Annotated in this window: 25 protein-coding genes; 13 read left to right on the forward strand and 12 right to left on the reverse strand. The window is 37.4% G+C overall.

The window, feature by feature from the left end:
• Positions 1-12 precede the first annotated feature (12 nt).
• The 3 genes from GJV03_RS01980 to GJV03_RS01990 form a co-directional block, all read right to left on the reverse strand.
• Positions 13-468, reverse strand: a complete 456-nt coding sequence (locus GJV03_RS01980; RefSeq protein WP_004822364.1) for a phosphoglycerate mutase family protein — start codon at positions 466-468, stop codon at positions 13-15.
• Between the two features lie 91 nt (positions 469-559).
• Positions 560-1,633 carry an NAD(P)H-dependent glycerol-3-phosphate dehydrogenase gene (locus GJV03_RS01985; protein WP_105713717.1) on the reverse strand — a complete coding sequence of 358 codons (1,074 nt, stop codon included), beginning with the start codon at positions 1,631-1,633 and terminating at the stop codon, positions 560-562.
• Positions 1,634-1,707: 74 nt separating this feature from the next.
• Positions 1,708-2,283 (reverse strand): nitroreductase family protein, encoded by a 576-nt coding sequence (locus GJV03_RS01990; protein WP_035371016.1) that lies wholly within the window; start codon positions 2,281-2,283, stop codon positions 1,708-1,710.
• A gap of 324 nt (positions 2,284-2,607) precedes the next feature.
• Between GJV03_RS01990 and GJV03_RS01995 the strand changes: the two genes are divergently transcribed.
• Positions 2,608-2,988: a hypothetical protein gene (locus GJV03_RS01995; RefSeq protein WP_004719430.1), complete on the forward strand. Its 381-nt coding sequence runs from the start codon at positions 2,608-2,610 to the stop codon at positions 2,986-2,988.
• 93 nt (positions 2,989-3,081) lie between these two features.
• On the opposite strand, the gene rhlB is transcribed toward GJV03_RS01995, so the two are convergent.
• A complete protein-coding gene (gene rhlB, locus GJV03_RS02000) occupies positions 3,082-4,233 on the reverse strand; it encodes an ATP-dependent RNA helicase RhlB (protein ID WP_004719428.1) in 1,152 nt (383 codons plus the stop codon).
• A gap of 106 nt (positions 4,234-4,339) precedes the next feature.
• Positions 4,340-4,552, reverse strand: a complete 213-nt coding sequence (locus GJV03_RS02005) for a cold-shock protein (protein ID WP_004822370.1) — start codon at positions 4,550-4,552, stop codon at positions 4,340-4,342.
• Between the two features lie 382 nt (positions 4,553-4,934).
• On the opposite strand from GJV03_RS02005, the gene GJV03_RS02010 reads away from it, so the two are divergent.
• The 6 genes from GJV03_RS02010 to GJV03_RS21920 all read left to right on the forward strand — a co-directional run bounded on the left by GJV03_RS02010 (position 4,935) and on the right by GJV03_RS21920 (position 8,367).
• Entirely contained in the window at positions 4,935-5,174 is a 240-nt protein-coding gene (locus GJV03_RS02010) for a sulfurtransferase TusA family protein (RefSeq protein ID WP_004822372.1), read from the forward strand.
• Between the two features lie 138 nt (positions 5,175-5,312).
• Positions 5,313-6,182 carry an RNA polymerase sigma factor RpoH gene (gene rpoH / locus GJV03_RS02015; protein ID WP_004719424.1) on the forward strand — a complete coding sequence of 290 codons (870 nt, stop codon included), beginning with the start codon at positions 5,313-5,315 and terminating at the stop codon, positions 6,180-6,182.
• Between the two features lie 176 nt (positions 6,183-6,358).
• Complete coding sequence (locus tag GJV03_RS02020) at positions 6,359-6,724, forward strand: DUF423 domain-containing protein (protein ID WP_004719421.1); 366 nt, start codon at positions 6,359-6,361, stop codon at positions 6,722-6,724.
• Between the two features lie 50 nt (positions 6,725-6,774).
• Positions 6,775-6,972: a sulfur carrier protein ThiS gene (thiS, locus tag GJV03_RS02025; RefSeq protein ID WP_004719420.1), complete on the forward strand. Its 198-nt coding sequence runs from the start codon at positions 6,775-6,777 to the stop codon at positions 6,970-6,972.
• Positions 6,973-6,986: 14 nt separating this feature from the next.
• Complete coding sequence (locus GJV03_RS02030) at positions 6,987-7,787, forward strand: thiazole synthase (RefSeq protein ID WP_004719418.1); 801 nt, start codon at positions 6,987-6,989, stop codon at positions 7,785-7,787.
• Positions 7,788-7,950: 163 nt separating this feature from the next.
• Entirely contained in the window at positions 7,951-8,367 is a 417-nt protein-coding gene (locus GJV03_RS21920) for a pentapeptide repeat-containing protein (protein WP_154129354.1), read from the forward strand.
• A 169-nt stretch (positions 8,368-8,536) separates the two neighbouring features.
• Here the strand turns inward: GJV03_RS21920 and GJV03_RS02040 are convergent, their stop codons facing one another.
• Positions 8,537-9,268, reverse strand: coding sequence for a DUF1266 domain-containing protein (locus tag GJV03_RS02040; RefSeq protein WP_154129355.1), 732 nt, complete (start codon positions 9,266-9,268; stop codon positions 8,537-8,539).
• Positions 9,269-9,543: 275 nt separating this feature from the next.
• Between GJV03_RS02040 and GJV03_RS02045 the strand changes: the two genes are divergently transcribed.
• The 3 genes from GJV03_RS02045 to GJV03_RS02055 all read left to right on the forward strand — a co-directional run bounded on the left by GJV03_RS02045 (position 9,544) and on the right by GJV03_RS02055 (position 11,830).
• Positions 9,544-10,224 carry a hypothetical protein gene (locus GJV03_RS02045; protein ID WP_154129356.1) on the forward strand — a complete coding sequence of 227 codons (681 nt, stop codon included), beginning with the start codon at positions 9,544-9,546 and terminating at the stop codon, positions 10,222-10,224.
• The gene (locus GJV03_RS02050) at positions 10,224-10,928 is read left to right on the forward strand and encodes a hypothetical protein (protein WP_154129357.1); all 705 of its coding nucleotides are present in this window, start codon (positions 10,224-10,226) and stop codon (positions 10,926-10,928) included. The genes GJV03_RS02045 and GJV03_RS02050 overlap by 1 nt, the downstream gene beginning before the upstream one ends.
• 194 nt (positions 10,929-11,122) lie before the next feature.
• Positions 11,123-11,830 carry a hypothetical protein gene (locus GJV03_RS02055; protein ID WP_056512686.1) on the forward strand — a complete coding sequence of 236 codons (708 nt, stop codon included), beginning with the start codon at positions 11,123-11,125 and terminating at the stop codon, positions 11,828-11,830.
• 109 nt (positions 11,831-11,939) lie between these two features.
• Here the strand turns inward: GJV03_RS02055 and GJV03_RS02060 are convergent, their stop codons facing one another.
• The 3 genes from GJV03_RS02060 to GJV03_RS02070 form a co-directional block, all read right to left on the reverse strand.
• Entirely contained in the window at positions 11,940-12,254 is a 315-nt protein-coding gene (locus GJV03_RS02060) for a putative quinol monooxygenase (protein ID WP_154129358.1), read from the reverse strand.
• Positions 12,255-12,303: 49 nt separating this feature from the next.
• Positions 12,304-12,885, reverse strand: coding sequence for an NAD(P)H-dependent oxidoreductase (locus GJV03_RS02065; RefSeq protein WP_154129359.1), 582 nt, complete (start codon positions 12,883-12,885; stop codon positions 12,304-12,306).
• A 201-nt stretch (positions 12,886-13,086) separates the two neighbouring features.
• Entirely contained in the window at positions 13,087-13,698 is a 612-nt protein-coding gene (locus GJV03_RS02070; protein WP_004719407.1) for a glutathione binding-like protein, read from the reverse strand.
• A gap of 214 nt (positions 13,699-13,912) precedes the next feature.
• On the opposite strand from GJV03_RS02070, the gene GJV03_RS02075 reads away from it, so the two are divergent.
• The 3 genes from GJV03_RS02075 to GJV03_RS02085 all read left to right on the forward strand — a co-directional run bounded on the left by GJV03_RS02075 (position 13,913) and on the right by GJV03_RS02085 (position 18,389).
• A complete protein-coding gene (locus GJV03_RS02075; RefSeq protein WP_105713726.1) occupies positions 13,913-15,364 on the forward strand; it encodes a SulP family inorganic anion transporter in 1,452 nt (483 codons plus the stop codon).
• 446 nt (positions 15,365-15,810) lie between these two features.
• A complete protein-coding gene (locus tag GJV03_RS02080; RefSeq protein ID WP_154129361.1) occupies positions 15,811-16,503 on the forward strand; it encodes a response regulator transcription factor in 693 nt (230 codons plus the stop codon).
• Positions 16,449-18,389, forward strand: coding sequence for an ATP-binding protein (locus tag GJV03_RS02085; protein ID WP_105713727.1), 1,941 nt, complete (start codon positions 16,449-16,451; stop codon positions 18,387-18,389). Before GJV03_RS02080 ends, GJV03_RS02085 begins: the two co-directional genes overlap by 55 nt.
• A 164-nt stretch (positions 18,390-18,553) precedes the next feature.
• Here GJV03_RS02085 and GJV03_RS02090 read toward each other — a convergent pair whose 3' ends face one another.
• The 3 genes from GJV03_RS02090 to GJV03_RS02100 form a co-directional block, all read right to left on the reverse strand.
• Positions 18,554-21,019 carry an ExeM/NucH family extracellular endonuclease gene (locus tag GJV03_RS02090; protein ID WP_154129362.1) on the reverse strand — a complete coding sequence of 822 codons (2,466 nt, stop codon included), beginning with the start codon at positions 21,017-21,019 and terminating at the stop codon, positions 18,554-18,556.
• Positions 21,020-21,237: 218 nt separating this feature from the next.
• Positions 21,238-22,884: an AMP-binding protein gene (locus tag GJV03_RS02095; protein WP_154129363.1), complete on the reverse strand. Its 1,647-nt coding sequence runs from the start codon at positions 22,882-22,884 to the stop codon at positions 21,238-21,240.
• Positions 22,885-23,158: 274 nt separating this feature from the next.
• Positions 23,159-24,292 (reverse strand): acyl-CoA dehydrogenase family protein, encoded by a 1,134-nt coding sequence (locus GJV03_RS02100; protein WP_154129364.1) that lies wholly within the window; start codon positions 24,290-24,292, stop codon positions 23,159-23,161.
• Positions 24,293-24,306: the final 14 nt, after the last annotated feature.

Genomic DNA, 24,306 nt, shown 5'->3' on the forward strand with positions numbered 1-24,306 from the left:
TTAACAATGCTTTTATACAGTTGGAATAAAGGCTTTATCTTGTGTAGATAGACCATTTGCAATCACAGTTTGCTCATAAATACGAGCCTCTGCCAAGGCAAAAGGATTAAAATGCTCATGTGTCAGTTGTTCTGCAATGTGTGCCACAACATTCATATGACATACCACCACAATACGTTCAAATGGCAATTGTGACAACCATTCGATTGCTAATTTTGCATCATCATCTGGCTTTATTTTGTCACAGACCAATACAGATATATTCGGGAAGTACGTTTGTATGTGCGCCAATGTTTCTTGTGCTCTTAATAAAGTGCTGACAACAAATACATCCGGCTGCACGATTTCTTTTAAAAAATTAGCCGTTTGTTGTGCTTGTAAATGCCCACGTTGTGTTAAAGGCCGTTTACTGTCCACCCCATTGACGGGTGGAGCTGCTTCACCATGACGCACCAAAGTCAGTTGCATAAGATTTCCTTTTTAATACTGCACTGATTATAACGAGGCTTTGTTACAAATCCATCTCTAAAGTTTTGAATATTGTCCCAACAACACACGATTAAACTTCGTTATGCGGAAGCACAAACTCTACATCACTACGATGCCCATTCTTCATCAAAGAAACGGCAATATTCAGTGGCGGCGCACCTTCAAAAATAACTTCATACAATGCAGTGGTAATTGGCATATAGACATCCAACTCCTTTGCACGTGCATTGACTTGTACAATAGTGTTGATCCCTTCAGCAGTTTGCCCCAATTCAGAGGTTGCTTGTTCCAGTGTCTTTCCAGAACCTAAGGCAAAACCAACTTGATAATTTCGGCTCAACGGGCTGTTACAGGTTGCGAAAAGATCACCCACACCAGACAAACCTAAGAATGTTAAAGGATTTGCCCCCAACTTAACTGCAAAGCGACTCATTTCAGCCAAAGCACGGGTTAAAATCATACTCTTGGTATTTTCACCTACTTTATAAGCAGCAGCCATTCCCATTGCAACAGCATAAATATTTTTAAGTGCTCCACCCAGCTCAACACCATGTACATCGTCACTGCCAAACACTCGAAACAATGCACTATGTAGTGCTTGTTGAACGGCATAACGTACTAATTCACTATCACTGGCAATCACTGTACCTGCTGGTTGTCCTGCAACAATTTCTTTGGCTAAGTTAGGCCCTGAAAGAACACCATAAGGAACTTCAGGAAGCTCTTCACGAATAATGTCACTCATAAAGCTAAAGGTTTTTGCTTCGATGCCTTTGGTTAATGAAACAACAGCTTGTGCACTAATAAACGGTTTAATTTGACGTAAAACATCACGAAAAGAATGGCTTGGAATTGCCACCAAAATAATATCGCGATCACGCACTGCATCTTCTAAATTTGACTCAGCACGTAAACCCGTCTCCAATTGAAAATCAGGTAAATAGCGTTTATTAACATGAGTCGCATTAATTTCAGCTGCGATACTTTCATCGCGAATCCAAATCATGGTGTCACAACCATTACGTACTGCTGTATTTGCCATTGCTGTACCGAAACTACCACCACCCAGTACAGTCACACGCAACGCTGTTTTCTGACCCAATACAATAGGTTCAACTAAATCTTTAAATTGTAAATCCGACATTTATTGTTATCCTAAAATGCTTATCCTAATAACCCAATGACTTTTCAACCTGAAAATATCAATAACTTTTTGATTCAAGCTTGCCAAAAATGAACATATTGTGTTGTTTCAATCTCTGCACGTGGGGCAATTGCTTTTGCCGCTGTGCCAACATAAATAATGCCTGAAATTAAATCTCGTTCAGCTAAACCCAGTGCTGATTTTAATAATTTAGATTCAACAACCGCCCCACTCCTCCACATGGTTGCGAAACCTTGTGCCTGCATCGACAATAAAAAGTTTTCAATTGCAGCCCCTGAACTCAGCGTTTGTTCAAAAAAAGGCACTTTAGGGTGATCCTGAAATTTAGTCACGGCAAGCACCAAAATAGGCGCTCTAAAAGGATGAAGTTTTACCCGTTCAACTTGGGCTGGATCTAATTCACCTAAGTCAGCAATAGATTGTGCCAGTAATGCACCAAATGCTTCACGTTGCTCAACATCCACGACAATAAATTGTGTGGGTTTTAAACGATGATGATCGGGTGCTGTTAAAGCGGCTTTAAATGCAATATTCAGTTGTGCGTGTGAAGGTGCAGGTTCAACCAAATGGCCAATCGATTGACGTTGATGAATATTGTCATGTACTGCTTTGAAGTTTAAATCTGACATTGACCTATCTATTATCTGGTTAATTTCACTTGTTTCAAGATTAGCATAATCTAAAATCATTAAGCTATCTCCGACAAAATTTACTTGGCATCTGTCAATATTACATAAAACTTATTGTTAGGTTATCAATGAGCATGATTGCTCACAAAAAATGCCTTCGATACCCTTTGGCTTCGAAAATAAAGCCAAATCATCAATAAACTTAAAAAAAACTGCAAAATTTATACATGTTTCTCAATATTTAGCCCACATTCTATGCTCAAATTATAACTAATTTAAAAGCAGTATCTTTTTAATTTTTAGTACAGGAATTTGAGAATCAATATGAATAAATTAACAACGATCACTTTACTTGCTAGTTCAGCGTTACTCTTCACTGCGTGTGCATCAAATCCAACACAAACTTTAGCGATTCAAAAAGCAGATAACCAGTATGAAGTCACTGGCTTAGGTAAAGACCAAATTACCGCAAAAAATAATGCCATTACTGCAGCAAACAAGGCTTGCGGAAAAAAAGGTGCACCAGTGTTAGTAGATGAAAAAACTGAATATCATGGCAGTTTAAAAGGTGTGGTCGATGAACAGACTGGAAAAATGATCACTGCAGCAGCCGGTGTATTAGGTTCAGTAATGGGCAAAAACTACGGTATTGAAAAAGATACGGACTATCAAACTACACTGACCTTTAGCTGTAAAGCAAGTTAATCCGTTTAGCCTTCTAAACTAAAAATAGTCATTAAAAAACCCACTTTAAATAAGTGGGTTTTTTAAACACAATTTGATAAAGAAACAAAAAACTTAGCAATAACCATCTAATCGCGTTAAAGGCAATTTTTGCCCAATCGCTTTCTCAATAGTCGGTAAGTTAAATGCATCATCTTCAGACAAGAAACTAATACTTACACCCTGTGTACCTGCACGACCTGTACGACCAATACGATGTACATAATCATCTGACTGTTCAGGTAAAGTGAAATTCACCACATGAGATACGCCATCAACATGAATACCACGACCTGCAACATCTGTTGCAATCATAATATTATGTTGACCATTTTTAAATTGATCCAACATTTTCAAACGTTTATCTTGCGCTATTTCACCTGATAGCATCACCACTTTATAACCATCTGCTTTTAAATGATCATAAAGTTTACGCACTTGATCACGGCGATTGGCAAAGATCATCACTTTTTCAATGGGTTCATCTGCCAAAATTTCGCGCAATAAGCGATATTTATCTTTCTTTTCGACCACATATACACGCTGTTCAACATCAGCATTGGTTTTCTTTTCAGGCTCGATTTCTACTGTAACTGGCTCACATAACCATTGTTGGGCAAGATTGAGAACATCATAGCTAAATGTTGCCGAGAACATTAAGGTTTGACGTTGCTCTTTACGTGGCGAAAAACGCACAATCCGTTTAACTGATGGGATAAAGCCCATGTCTAATAAACGGTCAGCTTCATCAATCACTAAAAATTCAATTTGATCTAACCAAACTTCTTTTTGTTCTGTGAAATCAATTAAACGACCAGGGGTTGCCACTAAAATATCAACAAAACCTTGATCCAGTTGTTTTCTTTGCTTATCAAAATCTACGCCGCCAACCAAAGTCACGACATTTAAATTGGTATATTTGACCAAATCTTTTGCATCATTTTCAATTTGAATTGCAAGTTCACGTGTTGGCGCAAGAATCAATGCACGTGGTTCACCACGGAAACGTTGTTCTTTAATTGGGTTTGTGAGCAAATCATTAATAATACTGACTAAAAATGCCGCTGTTTTACCTGTGCCGGTTTGAGCACGACCAATTGCATCATGACCTGCTAAAGTATATTTCAATACTTTTTGCTGAATTGGGGTCATTTCTTTAAACCCTAAAGCATCAATCGCTTGTTTAAGTTGCGGATGTAAATTAAGGGTTTCGAAACCTGATGACATAAATACGAGCTCTAACTGTAGACACTTTTAATTGCGCCCATTATAAACAAAAAACGCCCCAATTTATAAGAAATTGGAGCGCCACTTAAATTTTAAAAATTTAAGATTAGTCTAAAGGCTGAACTTCTTCAGCTTGAAAACCTTTTTGACCTTGCACAACACTGAATTCAACGCGTTGACCGTCACGAAGTGAACGATGACCGTCACCTTGAATAGCACGGAAATGAACGAATACGTCATCACCGCCTGCGCGTTGGATAAAGCCGAAGCCTTTAGTGTCGTTGAACCATTTAACTACGCCTTGTTCACGAGCTGTCATAAGTTAATCCTCAGTTATTAAGAAAAAGGGACCACCCGGTGTTGCAAACAGCAGAGCAAACAAAGTTTTAAAATATTTTCTAATTTCAAAGCTTGTAATCATTCTGTAAAACTATTAACAAAATCCCGGTTACATCCATCTTGTAATAGGGTTTCAAAACAAGAATTGTTTCTGATAAATCCTAAATACGCAACGAGCTTAACATGGGTTTATGACAATTAATAGAATTTTTTTTGATAATTATTTTCGATATCAAGCGTGTTTTTTAAACAGCTTCACGATTATTTTTTATTTGTTGAAGAATCTTCCAATTTTTGTTGGGGTGTTTCAATAAACTTGGTAAAATATGCGTTCCATAACCCTGTTGTTACCTTGCCAAAAAATGAATGAACCTTTAGGTCAGACAGCAATTGAAATAAATTGTATGGGTAAACCCTGTCCAATGCCTCTATTAATGTTAAAGCGTGAATTAAAAAGAGCATTGCCTCATCAAATATTTCTTTTAATGTCCTCTGATCCGCACAGTGAAATTGATATTACTCGTTATTGCGAGATCAACAAGATTTCTTGCCAATTGACTAAACGATCAGAGCATGAATTTCATTACTTAATTGAATCTTAATTATTTTCAATTCAAATTATTTTTTGCAAATTTGCATATATTTTTACATTTCGATACCCAAATTTCCTTACTTATGTACAATATTCGAATTAAGATGAATGCATTAGCTATACAACGAAATTCCTATAAGGAGAACCCATGAGTGACAGCAGCAATCAGTTGATGCCCCTGTCCTTATCTGCACCAGGTGTTAACTTAGGTGCTTATATCAGCACCGTAAATCAGATTCCAATCTTGACAGCTGAACAAGAAAAAGAGTTAGCTGATCGCTATTTTTACGATCAAGATTTAGATGCTGCGAAAATGTTAGTGATGTCTCACTTACGTTTTGTGGTTCATATTGCGCGCAGTTATGCGGGCTATGGTTTGCCACAAGGTGATTTAATTCAAGAAGGTAATCTCGGTTTAATGAAAGCAGTTAAACGCTTTGACCCAAATATGGGCGTGCGTTTGGTGTCTTTTGCTGTGCACTGGATTAAGGCTGAAATTCATGAATATGTGATTCGCAATTGGCGTATTGTCAAAATTGCGACCACTAAAGCGCAACGTAAATTGTTTTTTAATTTACGTAGCCTAAAAAAATCAAGTAAAAAACTTACACTTGAAGAAGCACAATCAATTGCCAATGACTTAAATGTAACAGCAGAACAAGTCTTGGAAATGGAAGGTCGTTTAACCGCTTATGATGCTGCTTTTGAAGCTCAAGGTGATGACGATGACGAAGGTTCAACTCATGTTGCTCCAGCGCTTTATCTCGAAGATAACCGCTATGATCCTGCTCGTTTAGTCGAAGAAGAAGATTACGAAGAACAAAGTACTTCAGCTTTGCATAATGCTATGGAACAGTTAGATGATCGCTCACGCAACATCTTACAGCGCCGTTGGTTAGATGATGATAAATCGACCTTGCATGAACTGGCTGCAGAGTACAATGTCTCTGCTGAGCGTATTCGTCAGTTAGAAAAAAATGCCATGGACAAAATCAAAGTTGCTATGTCATCCAACTAAATCTTCAAAACTGTCTGCATACCAGACCAATAATTTATATTTTCAATAAAAGGGCGACATGCCCTTTTATTTTGCCTGATATTTTTGTCAAATCTTTATTCTTAATAGATTTTGCCTTTAATCCCGCTTCGAAATTGTGTTAATGTTATGCGCAAATTTATGCAGATGACTGGCTTATGTGGATTGCAATTTCAGCACTGAATTTAGCGCTTGCAGTAATCTTAGGTGCATTTGGCGCACATGGTTTAAAAGCTCACGCAACTGAAGCTCAGTTGGCATGGTGGCAAACAGCAACTGATTATTTTTTCTACCATGCACTGGGCCTATTGGCACTGGCTATTCTCAGTAAAGTCATCCCACAACTTCCAATCAAAGCCAGCTTCTTACTCATCCAAATTGGTATTTTATTTTTCTGCGGTTCGCTTTATGTCATGGCACTGGGTTTACCACGAGGTTTAGGTGCAATTACACCCATTGGTGGAGCACTGATGATTGCAGGTTGGCTGGTCCTTGCATGGAATGCATTGAAATACGCTAAATAAAATTATTTTGATTTTAGACATCACAATTTGCGCAATCGAATGGAATGTATATGCAAATTTTCTTAAATGGTGAGCCTCAAGAGACCGCTTGCCAAAATCTTTTACAACTGGTTCAGGAACTTTCACTCGAAGGTAAACGCTTTGCCGTAGAAATGAATGAAATGATCATTTCCAAAAGTAAACTTGAACTTACCCCTATTGCTGAAAAAGACCGTATTGAAATCATTCACGCTGTCGGTGGCGGCTAATTTGGAGCTCTCCCATGCTAGATTTTCCTACTGAAAACTCCCCTCTTATTATCGGTTCTCGTACTTTTCAATCACGTCTTCTCGTGGGTACGGGTAAATACAAAGACATGCAAGAAACTGATTTAGCAATTCAAGCCAGTGGTGCTGAAATTGTAACAGTGGCGATTCGCCGAGTAAATATTGGGCAAAATCCAGATCAACCCAACTTACTGTCAATCCTTCCACCTGAAAAATACACCATCTTACCGAACACAGCGGGTTGTTTTGACGCCAATAGTGCAGTACGTACCTGTATGCTTGCACGTGAACTTTTAGATGGGCATAATCTGGTCAAATTGGAAGTATTAGGTGATGAGAAAACCCTTTATCCAAATGTAACGGCGACACTTGATGCTGCTCGCACATTGATTGAAGATGGTTTTGAAGTAATGGTGTACACATCGGATGACCCTATTGTGGCTCAAGAACTTGAAAGCATGGGTTGTGTTGCGATCATGCCTTTAGGTAGCTTAATTGGTTCTGGCCTAGGCATTTTAAATCCGCATACTATTTCAATTATTAAAGAAAATGCCAAAGTGCCAGTTTTGGTTGATGCTGGTGTGGGTACTGCAAGCGATGCCGCAATTGCAATGGAATTAGGTTGCGATGGCGTATTGATGAATACTGCGATTGCCGCTGCACATCATCCAATTTTAATGGCATCAGCAATGAAAAAAGCGGTTGAAGCTGGACGTGAAGCGTATTTGGCGGGTCGTATGCCACGTAAACGAATGGCAAATGCGAGTTCACCAGAAACAGGTTATTTCTTTAAATAAGCCATTTCAAATGCACCTACTTTAAGCTAAGTTTTCAATGCGATAAATGAAGACGATAAAATTTGCCTCGTGAAAATGTAATTGTTTATACAATAAAAAAACCCTTAGCATATTTATAAGCTAAGGGTTTAATTTTTAAATTTAATCTATTAATTTAATAACAATGTTATTTAAATATATTGATCTTACTGGAAAAGTTATCGCCTTTTCAAAATTTCTTGATTTATCAATTTCTTCTAATCAAAATCTATATAAATGCCTTTGGATCGAAAACACAATAAGCAATTGCATTTTTGATTCGACTTTAATGAAGAAAGTAGAGTTTCTAAAGCGTACTTTTAGGGACTGTACCTTTTTGAATTTACATTTTATAAAAGGAGGTTTTAATGAATCATTATTTGATTCTTGCTCTTTCTTAAACGTAAAATTTGACACATCTGATCTATCTGATGTGAGATTCAAAAACTGTGTATTTGAACAAGTTGATCTGAATGGTTTGTTTCTTAATGAGCACAAAATAACCCTGCTATTTTCCAAACAAGGAACGATTACATCTATTGCAACAGGTAATAATAGATAAAATTCTATTTTTTATTCATTTTTACTTACCGAGCTATTCAATGCTAACAACACCATCACGATACTTAGTAACTGCAATTAGAAGAATTACAATGGCAATAACAGGCTGTTTTAAACAACCTGTTTTTAACTCAAAATGATGTCGATTATTCCTGAACAACTATACAAATTTACTGAAATTGATAACGCTGATAAACATCCACATCTTGTATTTTACGTAGTGCAGGATTCTGACTGTGCAATATTTGTTTAGCTTCAATGATAATATCATCTAAATCAAATCCATTAATTGCTCTTCCAAGTAAAAAAGATACAGTATAGTCTGTCCAGCTTTTTCCATGTTGCGTGGCTTGTTTTGCGGCTTGTTCCATAATACTCCAAGTCTCACTTTCAGATAAATAACCACACCAATAACACCATTTAGCTAAAGAAACTGTGCGTCCGACATCCCAGGCATAAGCTGATTTGGTTTGCTCCACAAGAGAAATATCAATCCCTAGGCCTTTTGCTATACTTTTTTGAATTTTCGCTAAGTCTGAAGAAGGAAGCTGCACAAAGGGTTCAAATTCACTACTCCGCTGTAATTCGAGTAAATCACCCAATACTTCTTTTGCTTCCTTAGCATTGGATATCTCCCATTGCTGTTTCAATCCATAAATATATTGATTTAAATCATCTTCCGGATAAATACCTAAAATTTTTTCACCTCTGTGATAAAAAAGAATTGCACCAAAGGTTAGTAATCTCTCTTGTTGCCTAGTCAAAGGCGTCCCTGAATTATGATGATTAAAGCCATCCAATTGTTTCTGTTTTCTTTTTTTCATCATGGTGTGCAAGAAAAGCATATAAATGATAAATACACCAGCAACCACACCTATGATCAAATAAATCTTTATGTTCATCTGTTCTCCTTTTTTATCGTGACACTCTATTTTGAGCATTTAGTCCATAACTTTGCTTTAATTCATATCAGTTCGGTTTTCATGAACCAAGTATTCTTATATGTGATTTAATTATCAATATAATAGATTAAGAATAATTAATTCACAATTTACAATAAGATTTAATTGTTGTCACCAATTATTAAATGATTCATTTTAAAAGTTTTAACTTGCTTAAAAGATTCTTCAAAATCTCGTTATAGGTTAAAGTGATAAAAACTTGATCAGGATATATGATGATTAAAACAATATTTTCCACCCTTTTATTGGCAACATGTTCATCCATGTGTTTAGCACAACCAGCCACTACCTCATTACAAAAATTTGTCCCAAACAATTGGGAAATTCTTGCTCAAGCTGAAGGTGATTTGAATCAAGATGGTCAAAAGGATATTGCCCTCATCATCCAACCTAAAAATAAAAACCAACACAATCGAAAGCTTTTAGTACTTTTTCATAAAGGTCAGCAATTACAACTCAAGCTAATTCGACAAATTCCTAACTGGACCTATCGTTCAGAAGAACTCTGTATCGAAGATGCTCTAGATGACTCCACATTGACGATCGAAAATCAACGCTTAGATGTGTTATTCAATACCATGTCATCCTGTAGCAATACGTATGGCTTGATGTATACCTATGGGTTTAAACTAAAAAACAATCAATTCCACCTGATTGGATTTGATGCTTATGATTTAGATAAAATTAGTGGCAAACAAAAAGAAACCAGCCTTAACTTTCTAAGCAACAAAGCCAAAGTGACCACTACTCCAAATATCTTTGCAGAAGTTGAAACGCCAGCCAAAATTGTTTGGAAAACACTGAGAACCTCGACAAGCTATACCTTGGAGAATATTCCTTGGGATAACGAACAATTTATTCATAACTTTAGCGTTCAATTTATTGGAGAAAAATAATGAAAAACAAAACTGAATTACTTTTATTTTGTGCATTAACAACATGCTCAGCTTTGGTTTGGGCAGACACCAACACCAAAGCTGACTATCAATCATTTATCCCTAAAAACTGGAAAGTGCTGAGTAAAGTACAAGGTGATTTAAATGGTGATAAGCAAACAGATCTTGTTTTGATTATTGAAAATACGGATCCAAAAAATATTGTGACAAATGAAAGCTTAGGTAATCCTCAGCTGAATTTAAACAATCGAAAGTTATTAATTTTATTTAAAGCCCCTCAGGGCTATCATCTTGTTGCAAGTAATTCCAAGCTTCCCACTGAAGGTGATCAAGAATCCCCTTGCCTTACCGATCCTCTAGGCGAAGGAGACCCACTCACCATCAAAAATGGATTAGTTAAAATTAATTTACATTATTGGCTCAGTTGCGGTTCATGGTCTGTCTATAACAACGCTTTTACTTTCCGTTATCAAAACCAGTCTTTTAAGCTGATTGGTTACGATACAGATTACTTCCATCGTGCATCTGGTGAAACCAGTGCGAAAAGTATCAATTTTCTAACAGGTAAAATTAAAAATACTACAGGTGGTAGTGCGTTTGAAAATCAGGATCAAGCTAAGCAAGTTTCTTGGTCCAAATTAAAGAACAGTTATTCACTTAAACTTGAGCAGATCAATTTTAAAGACTACGGCGAGTTTGAATAAAACACGTTTCGTATCTACCAACGATTCATAAATATGCCATATTCTTCTGAGAATAAAGGTGTCGAAGAGGACTCGATATTTGCCATAAAAAATTAGCTAAGACAAGGTAATCAAAAATGATAGCTTGGAGAGATGCCTAAAAATAGGCATAAATTTAAAAACAAATTTACGATTCAGTGAATTGGAAGAAAACCATGAAAAATAACAATCTATTACTTCTATTTTTTACATTAACAGTCTGCTCAAGTTTAGTGTGGGCAGAAACCAATACTGAAGCTGATGTTCAAGCTTTCATTCCTAAAGATTGGAAAATACTTAGCAAAGTTCAAGGTGACTTAAATGGTGATCAACAAGCCGATATGGTGCTGATTATTGAAAATACGGATCCCATAAATATTGTTAAAAATAAATTCAATCATAAAAAGCCAGCAAATCTTCTACTTAACCAAAATGAGCGAAAATTATTAGTTCTATTTAAAGACGCTCAAACTTACCGCCTTATCGCAAGTAATTCTTCACTCCCTAGAGAAAGCAACAATGAACGCCCTTGCCTTATCGATCCATTGATTGTGGACAATTCACCAATCATCCAGAATGGACAACTTAAGATCACATTAAATTACTCGTTTCGTTGTGATTCATGGGAGGTCTTTAATAATATTTATACTTTCCGCTATCAAAACCCATCATTCGATCTGATCGGCTATGATTTACATTATTTCGATATACCATCAGGTGACAGTCGAACTGAAAGTACTAATTTTTTAACAGGGAAAATCAAAAATGTCACCAGTACGCAAGAACTTGATCGCAAAAATACACCAAAAATATCCTGGTCAAAATTAAAGAAAGTACCTTTGCCCAAACTTGAGCAAATCAACTTTGAGCGTTATGTTCAATAATGGATGTCTTTTATAAATTATTTTTTAAAAACAATAATTCAACATAAAAGAATCCCTCACCCTAGCCTTCTCCCAAAGCGAGAATGAACCTCTTAATGGTGAATTAACTTTAAAATCCTTGTTCTAAAATACGGATTTTAACATCAGCAACATGCTCTTTTACTTCAAGTTGATACGCTTGCATATGCACAGTTTGCAAGTGTGCATTGAGATGCTCAATACTTTCCCATTTTTCAAGCATCACGATCAAATCAGAATCCTTGCTTTGATAACTCACATCAACACCAGCGTCGACCAATAGCTGATAACCATGACAGCCTTGCTCTTGTAATACTATCGGGGTAATTTTCTTAAATGCTTGGATAATTTTATCTTTGTGTAATCCATTTGGATATGCACGGATTTCAGCCACAATAGTCAACATTTTAGACTCCTTAAATTTTTTAAACGAGATATTCAAAATTCCAATTTGCTTAAGCAAAAAGCTGCTGTAAATGTTGGCGATATGCCTGTTCATATTGCGCAATTTGTGGTGCTTTAATCACATCATTGACAATAAACGTTTCTAAACTTTGCATTCCTAAAAATTGATTGGCTTTATGAAAAGGTAAATACACACCATCTACACCAACACCATGGAAAAATTGCTCAGGATCATCAAACGCTTGTAAGGGTGCATTCCAAGTTAACGACAACATATACTTTTTCCCCTGAATCAAACCACCTGAGCCATATTTTTTGGCAGCATCAGAACGGCTACGACCATCGTTGGCATATAAACTGCCATGACCAGTGGTAAAAACATCATCAATATATTTTTTCATGGTCCACGGCGCACCCATCCACCAACCTGGCATTTGATAGATCACAACATCCGCCCAGAGATATTTCTCTACTTCTTCTTGAGCATCGTAATCTGCATCGGTACGTGTCACTTTTACACGATGTCCCAAATCGCTAAGCACATCTTCACCTAAGGCAGTCAGGGTATCGTTTAATTCACCATTTGAATGTGCAAACTGTTTCGCACCATTTACGATTAAGATATTACTCATTGTTTACCTATGTTTTACCAATACGCTTGATTTATGGCGCAACTATAGAGCTTATTTTTATCGCAAAAAACGCAAAAATAAGCAAAACATTATTGACTAAAAATCAACAATAAATATCTTTCCCTCTTTCTGCCCATTTCACATTAATCAATTCAATAAAAAAGCACCCGTAGGTGCTTTTTTATATCGATTCAAGCATACTTAAGGAATTAAACCTTCATCACGCATTGCAATCTGTACAGATTGACGTTCAGCGACTTTATTGCGTAATGCCACAATATTGGTAAATGGGGTTAGATCATGATGAATTGAATTCGACCAATTTGTCAGTACAAACAAGTAGGCATCAGCAGGACCAAAGCGGTCATTGACTAAATAATCGTATTCAGACTCGGCAAGATAGTCATCTATATATTTCAACATCTTATCTATGGTTGCATAGCCACGTACTTTTTCATCTTCAGTGATCGCTGGATCAAAAAAGACGGCATATTCATCATGCAACTCTGAGTTTAAATAACCCAACCATTCTAAAACTTTAGCACGTCCCAAACCTGATGGTGGGATCAAATCCTGTTTAGGATCGTGTTGCGCGATAAAAGGCAGTACTGCAACATTTTCAGTCAAAAGCAAACCTGGATTGATTTCTAATGCGGGTACATAGCCTTTTGGATTGATTTCGTAATAATCTGCGCCCTTTTCTGTTTTATGCGTTTTTAAATCAACACGTTCTAAATCAAAATCAACATTAATTTCGTTGAGTAAAATATGGGCAGCTAAAGAACATGCACCTGGTGAATAATATAATTTCATATCTAATCCTTGTTATATGACTGTTTAAGTTGTAAATGGCTCAGATCACAATTTCAAGTCGTAAAACATAAAATTGCAAAAAGCATAAATTTATAAAATCAGCTATAACTTGAATATTCAACAAAATGAAGACTTTTTCAAGTCAAAGTTAACTGCTTTTTCACTAAGAGATGTTTTAACATACGCATCTTTAAAGAATGATGAAAGGTTTATAGTGATTAGTCTAAAAAAAGCGGAATGGTTTTCCAATATTCGTACAGATGTACTTGCTGGAATGGTCGTAGGCTTGGCACTTATTCCTGAATCAATCGCTTTTTCTGCAATTGCAGGCGTAGATCCACAAGTCGGCCTGTATGCATCATTTTGTATTGCAGTGAGCATTGCTTTCTTCGGTGGACGTACCGCAATGATTTCCGCAGCCACAGGCGCAATGGCGTTGCTGATGGTTACTCTCGTCAAAGATCATGGTTTACAGTATTTATTTGCCACCACAATTTTGACTGGAATTCTTCAGATTCTTGCTGGCTATTTTAAAGTTGCAAAACTGATGCGCTTTGTTTCACAGTCTGTCGTCTATGGTTTTGTCAATGCATTGGCTATTCTCATCTTTGTGGCACAGATTCCTGAATTACAACGTATGGATCTGACGGCTTATCTATTTGTTGCCTTTGGCTTAGGGGTGGTTTATCTTTTCCCCTATATTCCCAAAATTGGTCAACTCATTCCCTCACCTTTGGTATGCATTATTGTACTGAGTTTAGCTACCTTATTTTTGGGTGCAGATATGCGTACAGTCAGTGATTTAGGAAAATTTCCAGACACTTTACCGCTGTTTTTAATTCCAGACATTCCACTTAACCTCGATACCTTAAAAATTATTTTTCCTTATGCCATCGCCTTGGCCACCGTAGGTTTACTCGAAACCATGATGACAACTACGATTGTTAATGAAGTGACGCAAACAGAAGGCGATCGTCACAAAGAATGTCGTGGACAAGGCATCGCCAATATGGTCAGTGGGTTTATGGGGGGTATGGCAGGTTGTGCCATGATTGGGCAATCGATTATCAATGTGTCTTCTGGTGCACGAACTCGCTTATCGACCTTGGTTGCTGGTGTTTTTTTACTGTGTTTAGTAGTCTTTTTAAAAGAATGGCTGTCTTATATTCCAATGGCTGCACTTGTGGCAATTATGATTATGGTGGCTTTTACTACATTCAACTGGGACTCAGTCAAAAACTTTTCAAAACATCCCAAACAAAGCAATAGCGTGATGCTTGCGGTGGTGGTCATTGTACTGATGACGCATAACTTAGCTTTAGGCGTGTTGATTGGTGTACTTTTATCTGCACTTTTCTTAGTCAATAAATTAGAAAATGCAGTACGTGTCCAATCTCATCTTTTGAACAGCACGACCCGTAAATATGAAATTTTTGGGCAAATTTTCTTTAGCAGTTCAGAAAAATTCTTTCAGTTTTTTGATTTTAATGAATCTGTTGATCATGTCATTATCGATTTAACCCATGCCCATATTTGGGATATTACCTCTGTCAGTATGCTCAATCAGGTACAAAACAAGTTTCTGCAAAATAACATTCAGGTTGAAATTATAGGGATGAATGAAGCAAGTCGTAGCTTAGTTGATCAATATAGTGCGGTAAAATAAACAGCTTTATTTTTCTTAAGGCAGTGATGATAAGCGTTTAATACAGGTAAAGAGCAATAGCCAAAATGGTAATCGCAATACATTGTATCACTGCCAAATTTCTAAGGAATTTAATCATCGTAAGCTACATCCATTATAAAAATAATCCATTATTCAGCGAATATAACCGATATTTTGCTGTTAAATTGTGATTTTTATCTACTAAAATTTGAATATTTACTTAACTTGTCTCAATAACCTTATCTCAAAAAGTTAACTTAGTCTCAATAAATTGACTTTAGGCATCATTTGATACTCAGTAAGTGCATTAAAACTCGATTGTAATAAACTGAATATTCATTCCTAATCACTGAATTAAATACTAAAAATACCTATTATCAGGTATAGATTAAGCCATCAATATCTGAAAAACTAAGTCCAATAGACATGGGCGAGTTTTTTACATCATGAACAATGAGTTAAGTTTACCTGTTCCAGTCATCATCGTAGAAGATGAGCCGCTTATACAAAAAAGACTGACTGACATATTAATTAATCTAGGATACTCAATTGCAGATTTACGTTTTGCCCAAAGTTTAGCTCAAGCCAAAGAACAACTCAGTATACACTCAGCCTCTTTTGCATTGGTTGATTTAGGCTTGCCTGATGGAAATGGAATTGAGTTTATTGAAATTTTAAAAAGCTATGATCCAACCATCATGATTTTAGTGATCTCTGCATGGAGCACTGAAGATGCGATCCTCAATGCACTAAGTGCAGGTGCAACAGGCTATGTGCTCAAAGAAAGAGATGACTTAGAAGTTTCTCTTTCGATCAAAAGTGTCTTACGCGGTGGAGCGCCGATTGATCCATTTATTGCCCAAAAAATTTTAAAACAACTACACTTTAATGAAAAAAATAATTCAAATAAAACTGCACCCTGTCAGAAAGTCCCTGATCAGGACAGTGTATTATCCAAAAGAGAATTGGGAATTTTAGAACTGGTTTCTCAAGGCTTAAGCAATAAGGAAATTGCAGATCAACTCAATTTATCCCGTTATACCGTTGAATCTCATATTAAACATATTTATCGGAAACTTGCGGTATGCAACAGAGCCAAAGCCATCGATACAGCACGCAACTTAGGATTACTCGACTAATTCTAAAATTAATCGGGTTGTTCGGTCTTATGCTAAGTTTGACCCAGCATTTTGCTTTTGCTGGTGCAGCCTTAACAGGTCAGTCCAATACAACAGATGCAGCCTGCCATTTTCAAATCCAAAGCATACAAGTTGCTCAAGCGCTTGCAAATCTTGAACAGGTTCCCCAACAGGGATGGGAAACAGTCACGTTGCCAGATGACTGGGAAACGCGCTGGAAAAACTACACAGGCACTGCTTGGTATAAAATCAAATGGCAATATCAGTGTGATCAGGAAAATCAACCTGTCGCCTTACTGATTGAACGAATCAATATTGCAGGGACTGTCTATAGCAATAATGAACTGTTATGGAAAGACAAATCCTTAGTAGAGCCATTGTCTAGAAGTTGGAATATGCCAAGATATTGGGTGCTTCCTGCTACATCTATTCAAAACCAGCAAAATGAAATTTTAGTCCGTGTTGTAGGGGTTGCATCACAACATTCAGGTCTAGGAAAAATTAAATTTGGTCAGGCCGAAGATATCGCCAATCAGCAAGATCAGTTGGTTTTTGAACGGCGAACTTTATTTTTTATCAATATTATTATTACCTTTGTGGTGGGAACTACAGGTTTTACCATTTGGCTATTTCGACGCCAAGAAAAAGCCTTTGGTTGGTTTGGTTTAACTTCATTTTTATGGGCATTGTTTGCTTATAATATTATTTCGACCATCCCTATTCCTTTTACCGACAGTATCGTAACAGCACGTCTAAATCTCGTGTTTTTAGTTGGATATACCTATTGCCTCTGTTTATTTGCTTGGCGTTTTGCCAATCGCCATTATCCGTATTTAGAACGTTTACTTTTATTGACCTCTACAATCGCGATTGCGGCATTACTGTTGACACCGATCAATTATCTAGAACGTAGCTTATCCTCTGTCTTTTTCTATTCTGGCATGGTATTTATTTTTAATTGCTTGTTTTTTCAATGGATTGCTTTTAAACGTAGAAAGATAGACATTCTCCTGCTTGCGTTTATTTTCCTCATCTATTTACTTATTATTGTTCATGATTTTTATAGCATGATCCATCATCTGGATCAGACGCTCTATTGGACGCCATTGGCCGCACCAATTACTAGCTTAGCAATCTCGTTTATCTTGGCTTATCGTATTTCACAGAATGTCGGACGTATTGAAAAATTTAATCAGACACTTGAAGAAACTATTGAAAAAGTCACGTTTGACTTAGAGCAATCTTTAGATAAAAAGTACCAACTCGAAATTGATAATATGCGGTTGCAAGAGCGTCTAAACCTGTCTCATGAATTACATGATGGACTGGGTGGTTCAATTGTTCGCTCGATGATTATACTGGATCACAGTGAGCATATTGAAAAACAGCAAGTGATCTCTATGTTTAAACTGTTAAGAAATGACTTACGCCAAGTGATTGACTCAGGAAGCAGTGCTGGGGCAAAAATACCAGAAAGCCCAGTGATGTGGGTTGCGCCATTGCGTCATCGTTTTATACAAATTTTCGAAGAAATGGAGATTGAATCGACTTGGATTTTTGCAGAAAAATGGAAACATAAACCTCTTGCATTGATTTGTTTAACCTTTTCTCGTGTCGCAGAAGAAGCCTTAACCAATATTGTAAAACATAGTCATGCAACTGATGTCGAAGTTTCGTTGGTTGAAGATGAACGACAACAACTCGTTTTAACGATTCAAGACAATGGCATTGGCTTTGAAGTAGATCAGGTTCAAGCTGGTTTGCATGTGGGTTTGCAGAGTATGCAAGTGCGAGTAAAAAGAATTGGAGGTAGTTTTGAAATCCATTCTCAGCATGGTTTTACCGTGATCCGTGCCACTGTACCGCTGAAAGATAAAACTGAATGATTTGGATGGATGATATAGAATTCCGACCAATATCATTCGCTTGATCTATGGAGAGATTCAGTCTTAAATCAGTTGGTGCAATTTTTTATGTTCTATAGTTTTATAAAAGCATAAAAAAAGAGAAACTAGATCACTAGTCTCTCTTTAAAAAAGATATCAGCGTATTAGGATTTCTTTTTAGAACGCGCTAATACTGAGCTCGCTGTAAGCAACATCAGTCCAAATAAAGACCACAGTCCCGTACTGCCCCCACTGCTCTTATGCCCACCTGTAGTAGCACTTGATTCATTTAAATCTAAATCAACAATAACTGGATCGTGATCAGAAGAACGGAAAGCATCTGGCGCATAGAAAGAAGCAATTTGTTCTTCAGTCTTATATTCTTCATTGTAGTCTAATGCTGTTGGTTCATCAGCATTGATATGCCATGCAAAAGTACGTTTAACCATTGGGTATAAGTTTGCATCTGCAATTGCGTGATCTAAATTACCCGCACCACCATTCCCGGTTGCATCACTGGCCACACCAAACACATAGCTATATGCAGCTTTACCTTGCCCTACTTTTTCATCATTTAGCAATATTTTGTAGTTGGCTTTTTCAAATGCCAAGATTGGATCTTCTTTGGCATAACTGTTCATATCCCCGACCAATAAATAATTTGGCTTTTCAGCTTTGGTTGGGTTGGTTGCAATCCACTGAATCAATTTTTGTACTGCAGTGACACGAGTCGGATTCCAACAGCCTTGACCATCACCTTGGTTTGCTTCTGGTGAGGTTTTATCCTCAGGACAACTACCTTTAGACTTTAAGTGATTTGGTACAACAGTAAAGGTTTTTCCTCCCGTTACCGCTTGGAAGCTTTGTGCCATCGTGACTCGGTTTTTCTGTGTCAAATCATCATATACCACAGGATTACCAACAGTTTTTACACGTTTGCTATTATAAATAATCGCAACTGCAATCACGTCAGTACCTAACTTATCCATATTCGGTGGGATGACATATTTCCAATCTGCACCTAAAGCTTTGGTTAAGTAATTCACAGCACTTTTTTCGCCATAACCATTGTTGGCAATTTCCATTAAGCCATAAACATCTGCATCAATGGTTTTAATCGCACTGACTATTTTGGCATGTTGACGATTAAATTCTGTCTCGGTGTTTGCACCACGATCTGGTTTAACACCAATCAGCGGAGAATTGTCATAATTTAAGACGTTAAATGCGGCAACACGAACCTGTTTACTCTCTTTTGCCAAGACGGTTGAATTCCGCAGATTGCTGTCTTTGACAACCTCAGGCAAAGCTTTGTTTTGAATTGGTTGAATACGCCAAGCATTAAAACGGTATTCCAAAATCCCTTCAACATTTTTAAGCTGATAGCCTGTACGTAAAGTGTTTGCCGCATTAAATGTTTGTGGCAACCATGGTGTTCTGTTTTGATTGTTATAACCATCATCCAAGATAATCTTAGACAATAAATTTTGTTTTGCTAAAGCAACCGCTTCATTGGATTTCGCAGGATATAAATTGGTTGGGATATATAAGCGTCCCAAACTTAAAGACAATTGACCATATCGACCATAATCATAATTCTCGCTAACCGTTAGGGTTTGAGGAATTTTCACCAACATACCTTGATAGCGCTTAGGTGCATTGCCTGTAGCATCGGTTAAACTTGAAAATGGTAGTTGAATCGGTGTAGAACTTACCAGACTTGCGGCTTGATTATTACAGGTCTGAATATTGCTGCTCAGTTGATCAATTTGCAATTGATTTTCATAATTGGTTAAACGCCCTTTCAGAATCACTTCTTCACCCACTTTACCGCCAGTAATTGTGCTTGCAGCAGGGAGATAGACAAAGATCGCATTGCTTAAATTTGCTTTCGCTTTACTGTCAGGGGTTTGAATATAGAAACCTGAAAATCCATTTTGATAGCGATAATCCGCTGTGATAACACCTCGAACCACATATTGCTGGTTTTGTGCCGCAGATTGTAAATCTGCAATTGCAGTATCAGCAGTACTACAACTGATTGCAGTGATTGGCGGTGTCGTTGTACCAGTACCTAAATAGCTACTGAATGCATTACGATCTGACCATTTGCTCCACTCACTGTCCAAATCAAAGGCACTATTGGGATCTACAGCGCTGACATCATTTTTATTTTTTATTCTGCTTAGGCTATTTTGATAGCTGGTGATTATTGTTCCCCAGCCACCATTTGCTGGTTTGTCCCCAATCCGTCCAAAACGGTCTACAGGTGTGCCTTTATACACAAGGACCAAGGCATCATCGCCATTAAATGACAAACCAGCAACCTGATTCACTTTAGTGCCAAGTTCTGCCTGTAATTCGGTACGACCTATAATAAATTTTGCCTTACTGGCTAAATTTCCCTCTAAGGTGTAAGTTGCTGTTTTACTCGTTGCCCCATTGGTATATTGTTCAATTTGATAATCTGCAAGATTTACAGTGCTGCCATCTGGATTATAAATTTCTAATCCTTTTCTATTTACTGTGCCATCGATGTATTGGCTAAACATCAATTGTGCATAGCTTGGAAATGAACAGCCCAATAATGCAAGGCTTAAACAAAGTGTATGTGGTTTTAAATTTTGCATAATTTTTAACGTTTGTTGAAATTTAAAGCAGATTAATTTTTATTAATGACAATATCGTGAATTTGAATCATTCTATTTAATCCATTTATTGTTTAGACAAAATATATCACAGGCAAAGTGGACTAAAATTGTTATAAGGACCTTAGAAATACGAGATCTTATGCTGATCATAAAAAAAAGCACCCTTTCGGGTGCAAAGCATGGAACTTTAAAAGATATTAATCCTGCAATTGCATTTGCTGTAATTTAGCCACTTCTTGTTGCTTCAATAAATTACGTTGAATTTTGCCACTAGATGTTTTAGGTAAGCTTTCAACAAACTCAATTTCACGTGGGTAAGAGTGCTTAGATAATCGAGAACGTACATATTCTTGTAATTTAGCATTCAATTGGTGACAACCCGTGAACTGAGGCTTGAGTACAACAAAAGCTTTTACGATCTCTGTTCTTTCTGGATCAGGTTTACCAATAACGGCAGACTCTAAAACTTCAACACATTCCAAAAGGGTACTTTCTACATCAAATGGCCCAACACGATAACCTGAAGTTGTAATGACATCGTCTGCACGACCAATAAAGTCAACCCCACCTAATTCATTCAAACGAACCGTATCTCCAGTTAAGTAATAATGACCAACAAAGGATTTACGATTATTTCCACCATAACCTTTAAACCATGTGAGTGGCGATTGAGAGAAGTCAATTGCTAGCGTTCCAATCTCACCTCGTTCAACTTCTTGGTTGTCTTGATTTAACACTGCAAAACGATGACCAGGATTAGCAAAACCTGCTGAGCCGACTTTTATTGCATGTGCTAAAGCATGATGGTTACCAATCACCATACCTAATTCTGTTTGCCCATATTGGTCATAAATATTGACATTCAAGTCATGATTAAACCAATGAATTACTTCAGGTGTTAAAGGTTCACCTGCACTGCTGACTGCACGTAAATGTGCTTTGATCGAAATATTAAATTTTTCTTTAAAGCCGAAGAACATACGAAATGCTGTGGGTGAACCCGTAAGATTACTGACCTGGTATTTTTGAATAATTTCCAAAGCATTGTCGACACTAAATGCACGTTCATCCATGATAATACTGTGTCCCAATCCCAATGGGCCAGCAATACCATAATATAGACCATATGCCCAACCTGGATCCGCAAGGTTCCAAAATGAATCATCTTCACGTAAATCAACAGCGTGACGCATATATTCTTTAAAGGCCAAAATTGCTTTTGATGGCACTGGAACGGATTTTGCCAAACCTGTTGTTCCCGAGGTAAACATCATTAAAAAATCATCAGCAAAACTCAACATGACGGGTGCACATTCAGCTGATTGACCTGCTAGTTCTTGCCAAAAATCTGCATCTTTTGTTGCTGCAAAATCTTGTGGATGAACAGTCAGAATATGTGGAAGTTCAATCCCGTTTAGTTTGGGACGTTGCTCACTGTTGGTGATGATCAGTTGGGTATTGGCTGTTGCTACGCGATGCTCAATCGCTTTTGATTCAAAGGCGGTAAATAAGGGCTGATAAATTGCTCCGATACGCCAAGTTGCCAATATGGTGATCAATAGTTCTGGAGTCCGTGGTAATAAGCCAGCAATACAATCGCCTGTTTTTATGCCTAGCGAGTGTAAATAATTGGCTAATTTTCCTGATGCTTGTGCCAGTTGTTCAAAGGTCCATTGTGAAGACTCACCGTTTTTGCCTTCCCAGATCAAAGCCACTTTATTTAAACCGACAAAACGCTCGCAGCACTCGATATAGGCATTGATTGACTGTGGGTTGCCAACCAGTTGCTCATTGATGAGTTTTTCATAATCGAATTCTTGGTAGGCTTGTTCCAATGTTTTCATGGCAATATCCTTGTATTTTCAGCACAAATCATCTCGATGTGCGGTTCCATATTTTGCTTTCTAGCTTTTCTAAAAATGTTGAATCATTCAACATGTGTTCCTATGCGTATAGATAACCATGATTAGAAATCACACACAATTTCCAAATACCTCAATTGTATTGCAGTTTTTGAACATCTGCTTTTACTGTCATGGTGGAAGGCTTTAAAATAAAAAAGACCAGTGCGAAGCTGGTCTTGAGATAGAATTTTGATGCGCTAATCTACAATTGAACTTACTGAATCACCGCTCTTGCGATAACTAAACGTTGAATATCGGAAGCGCCTTCATAAATCTGACTGACTCGAACATCTCGATAGATTCGCTCTACTGGAAAATCAGCAACATAGCCATAACCACCATGAATTTGTATCGCATCTGAACAGACTTTTTCAGCAATTTCAGATGCAAACAACTTCGCCATTGATGCTTCTTTTAGACAAGCTAAACCTGCATCTTTTAAACTTGCGGCATGGTAAATCAACTGCCGTGCTGCTTCGATTTGAGTGGCCATATCAGCTAAGCGAAATGCCACAGCCTGATGTTGTACCAACTCCACTCCGAAAGCTTTGCGCTGATTGGCAAATTCAACCGCAGCATCCAACGCCGCTCGTGCCATTCCCACACATTGAGCGGCAATACCAATGCGACCTGACTCTAAATTCGACAAGGCGATTTTATATCCTTCACCCTCATTTCCTAATGTATTCTCAGCAGGAATCCGACAATTCTCAAAAACAATTGTTGCGGTATCTGAGCAATGTTGTCCCATTTTATCTTCAATCCGAGAAACGATATAACCTTCTGTATTGGTTGGAACGATAAAACAAGAAATACCTTTCTTTGCTGCGGATTTATCCGTAACTGCAAACACAATCGCCACTTGTGCGTGCTGTCCAGAAGTTATGAATTGTTTGGTTCCATTAATCACCCACGAATCGCCATCACGTTCTGCTTTACATAGCAAAGCACCTGCGTCTGAACCCGCCTGTGGTTCCGTTAAACAGAAACAGCCAAGCCATTGACCTGTTGCCAATGGCATTAAGTAGTCTTGTTTTTGTCGGTCTGTCCCATATTTTTGGATAATTCCACAAGGCAAAGAATTTTGTACGCTGACAATGGTTGAAATTGCACCATCTCCTGCAGCAATTTCTTCAATTGCCGTCACCAAGGAGATATAGTCCAAACCTGCGCCACCCCATTGATCAGACACAGTCATGCCTAATGCACCCAGTTCACCCAACTCTTTGAGTTCTTGCTGAGGAAATTTTGCAGTTTTATCACGTTCAGCAGCTGTGGGTTTAAGTTTATTCTGCGAATAATTTCGCATCATTTCCTGAACCATTTTTTGTTCATCATTGAGAATCATTTGAGCATCCCTCT

Origin of the sequence: Acinetobacter sp. RIT698 (assembly GCF_009668065.1) — a bacterium.
GTDB classification, from domain to species: Bacteria; Pseudomonadota; Gammaproteobacteria; order Pseudomonadales; family Moraxellaceae; genus Acinetobacter; species Acinetobacter guillouiae.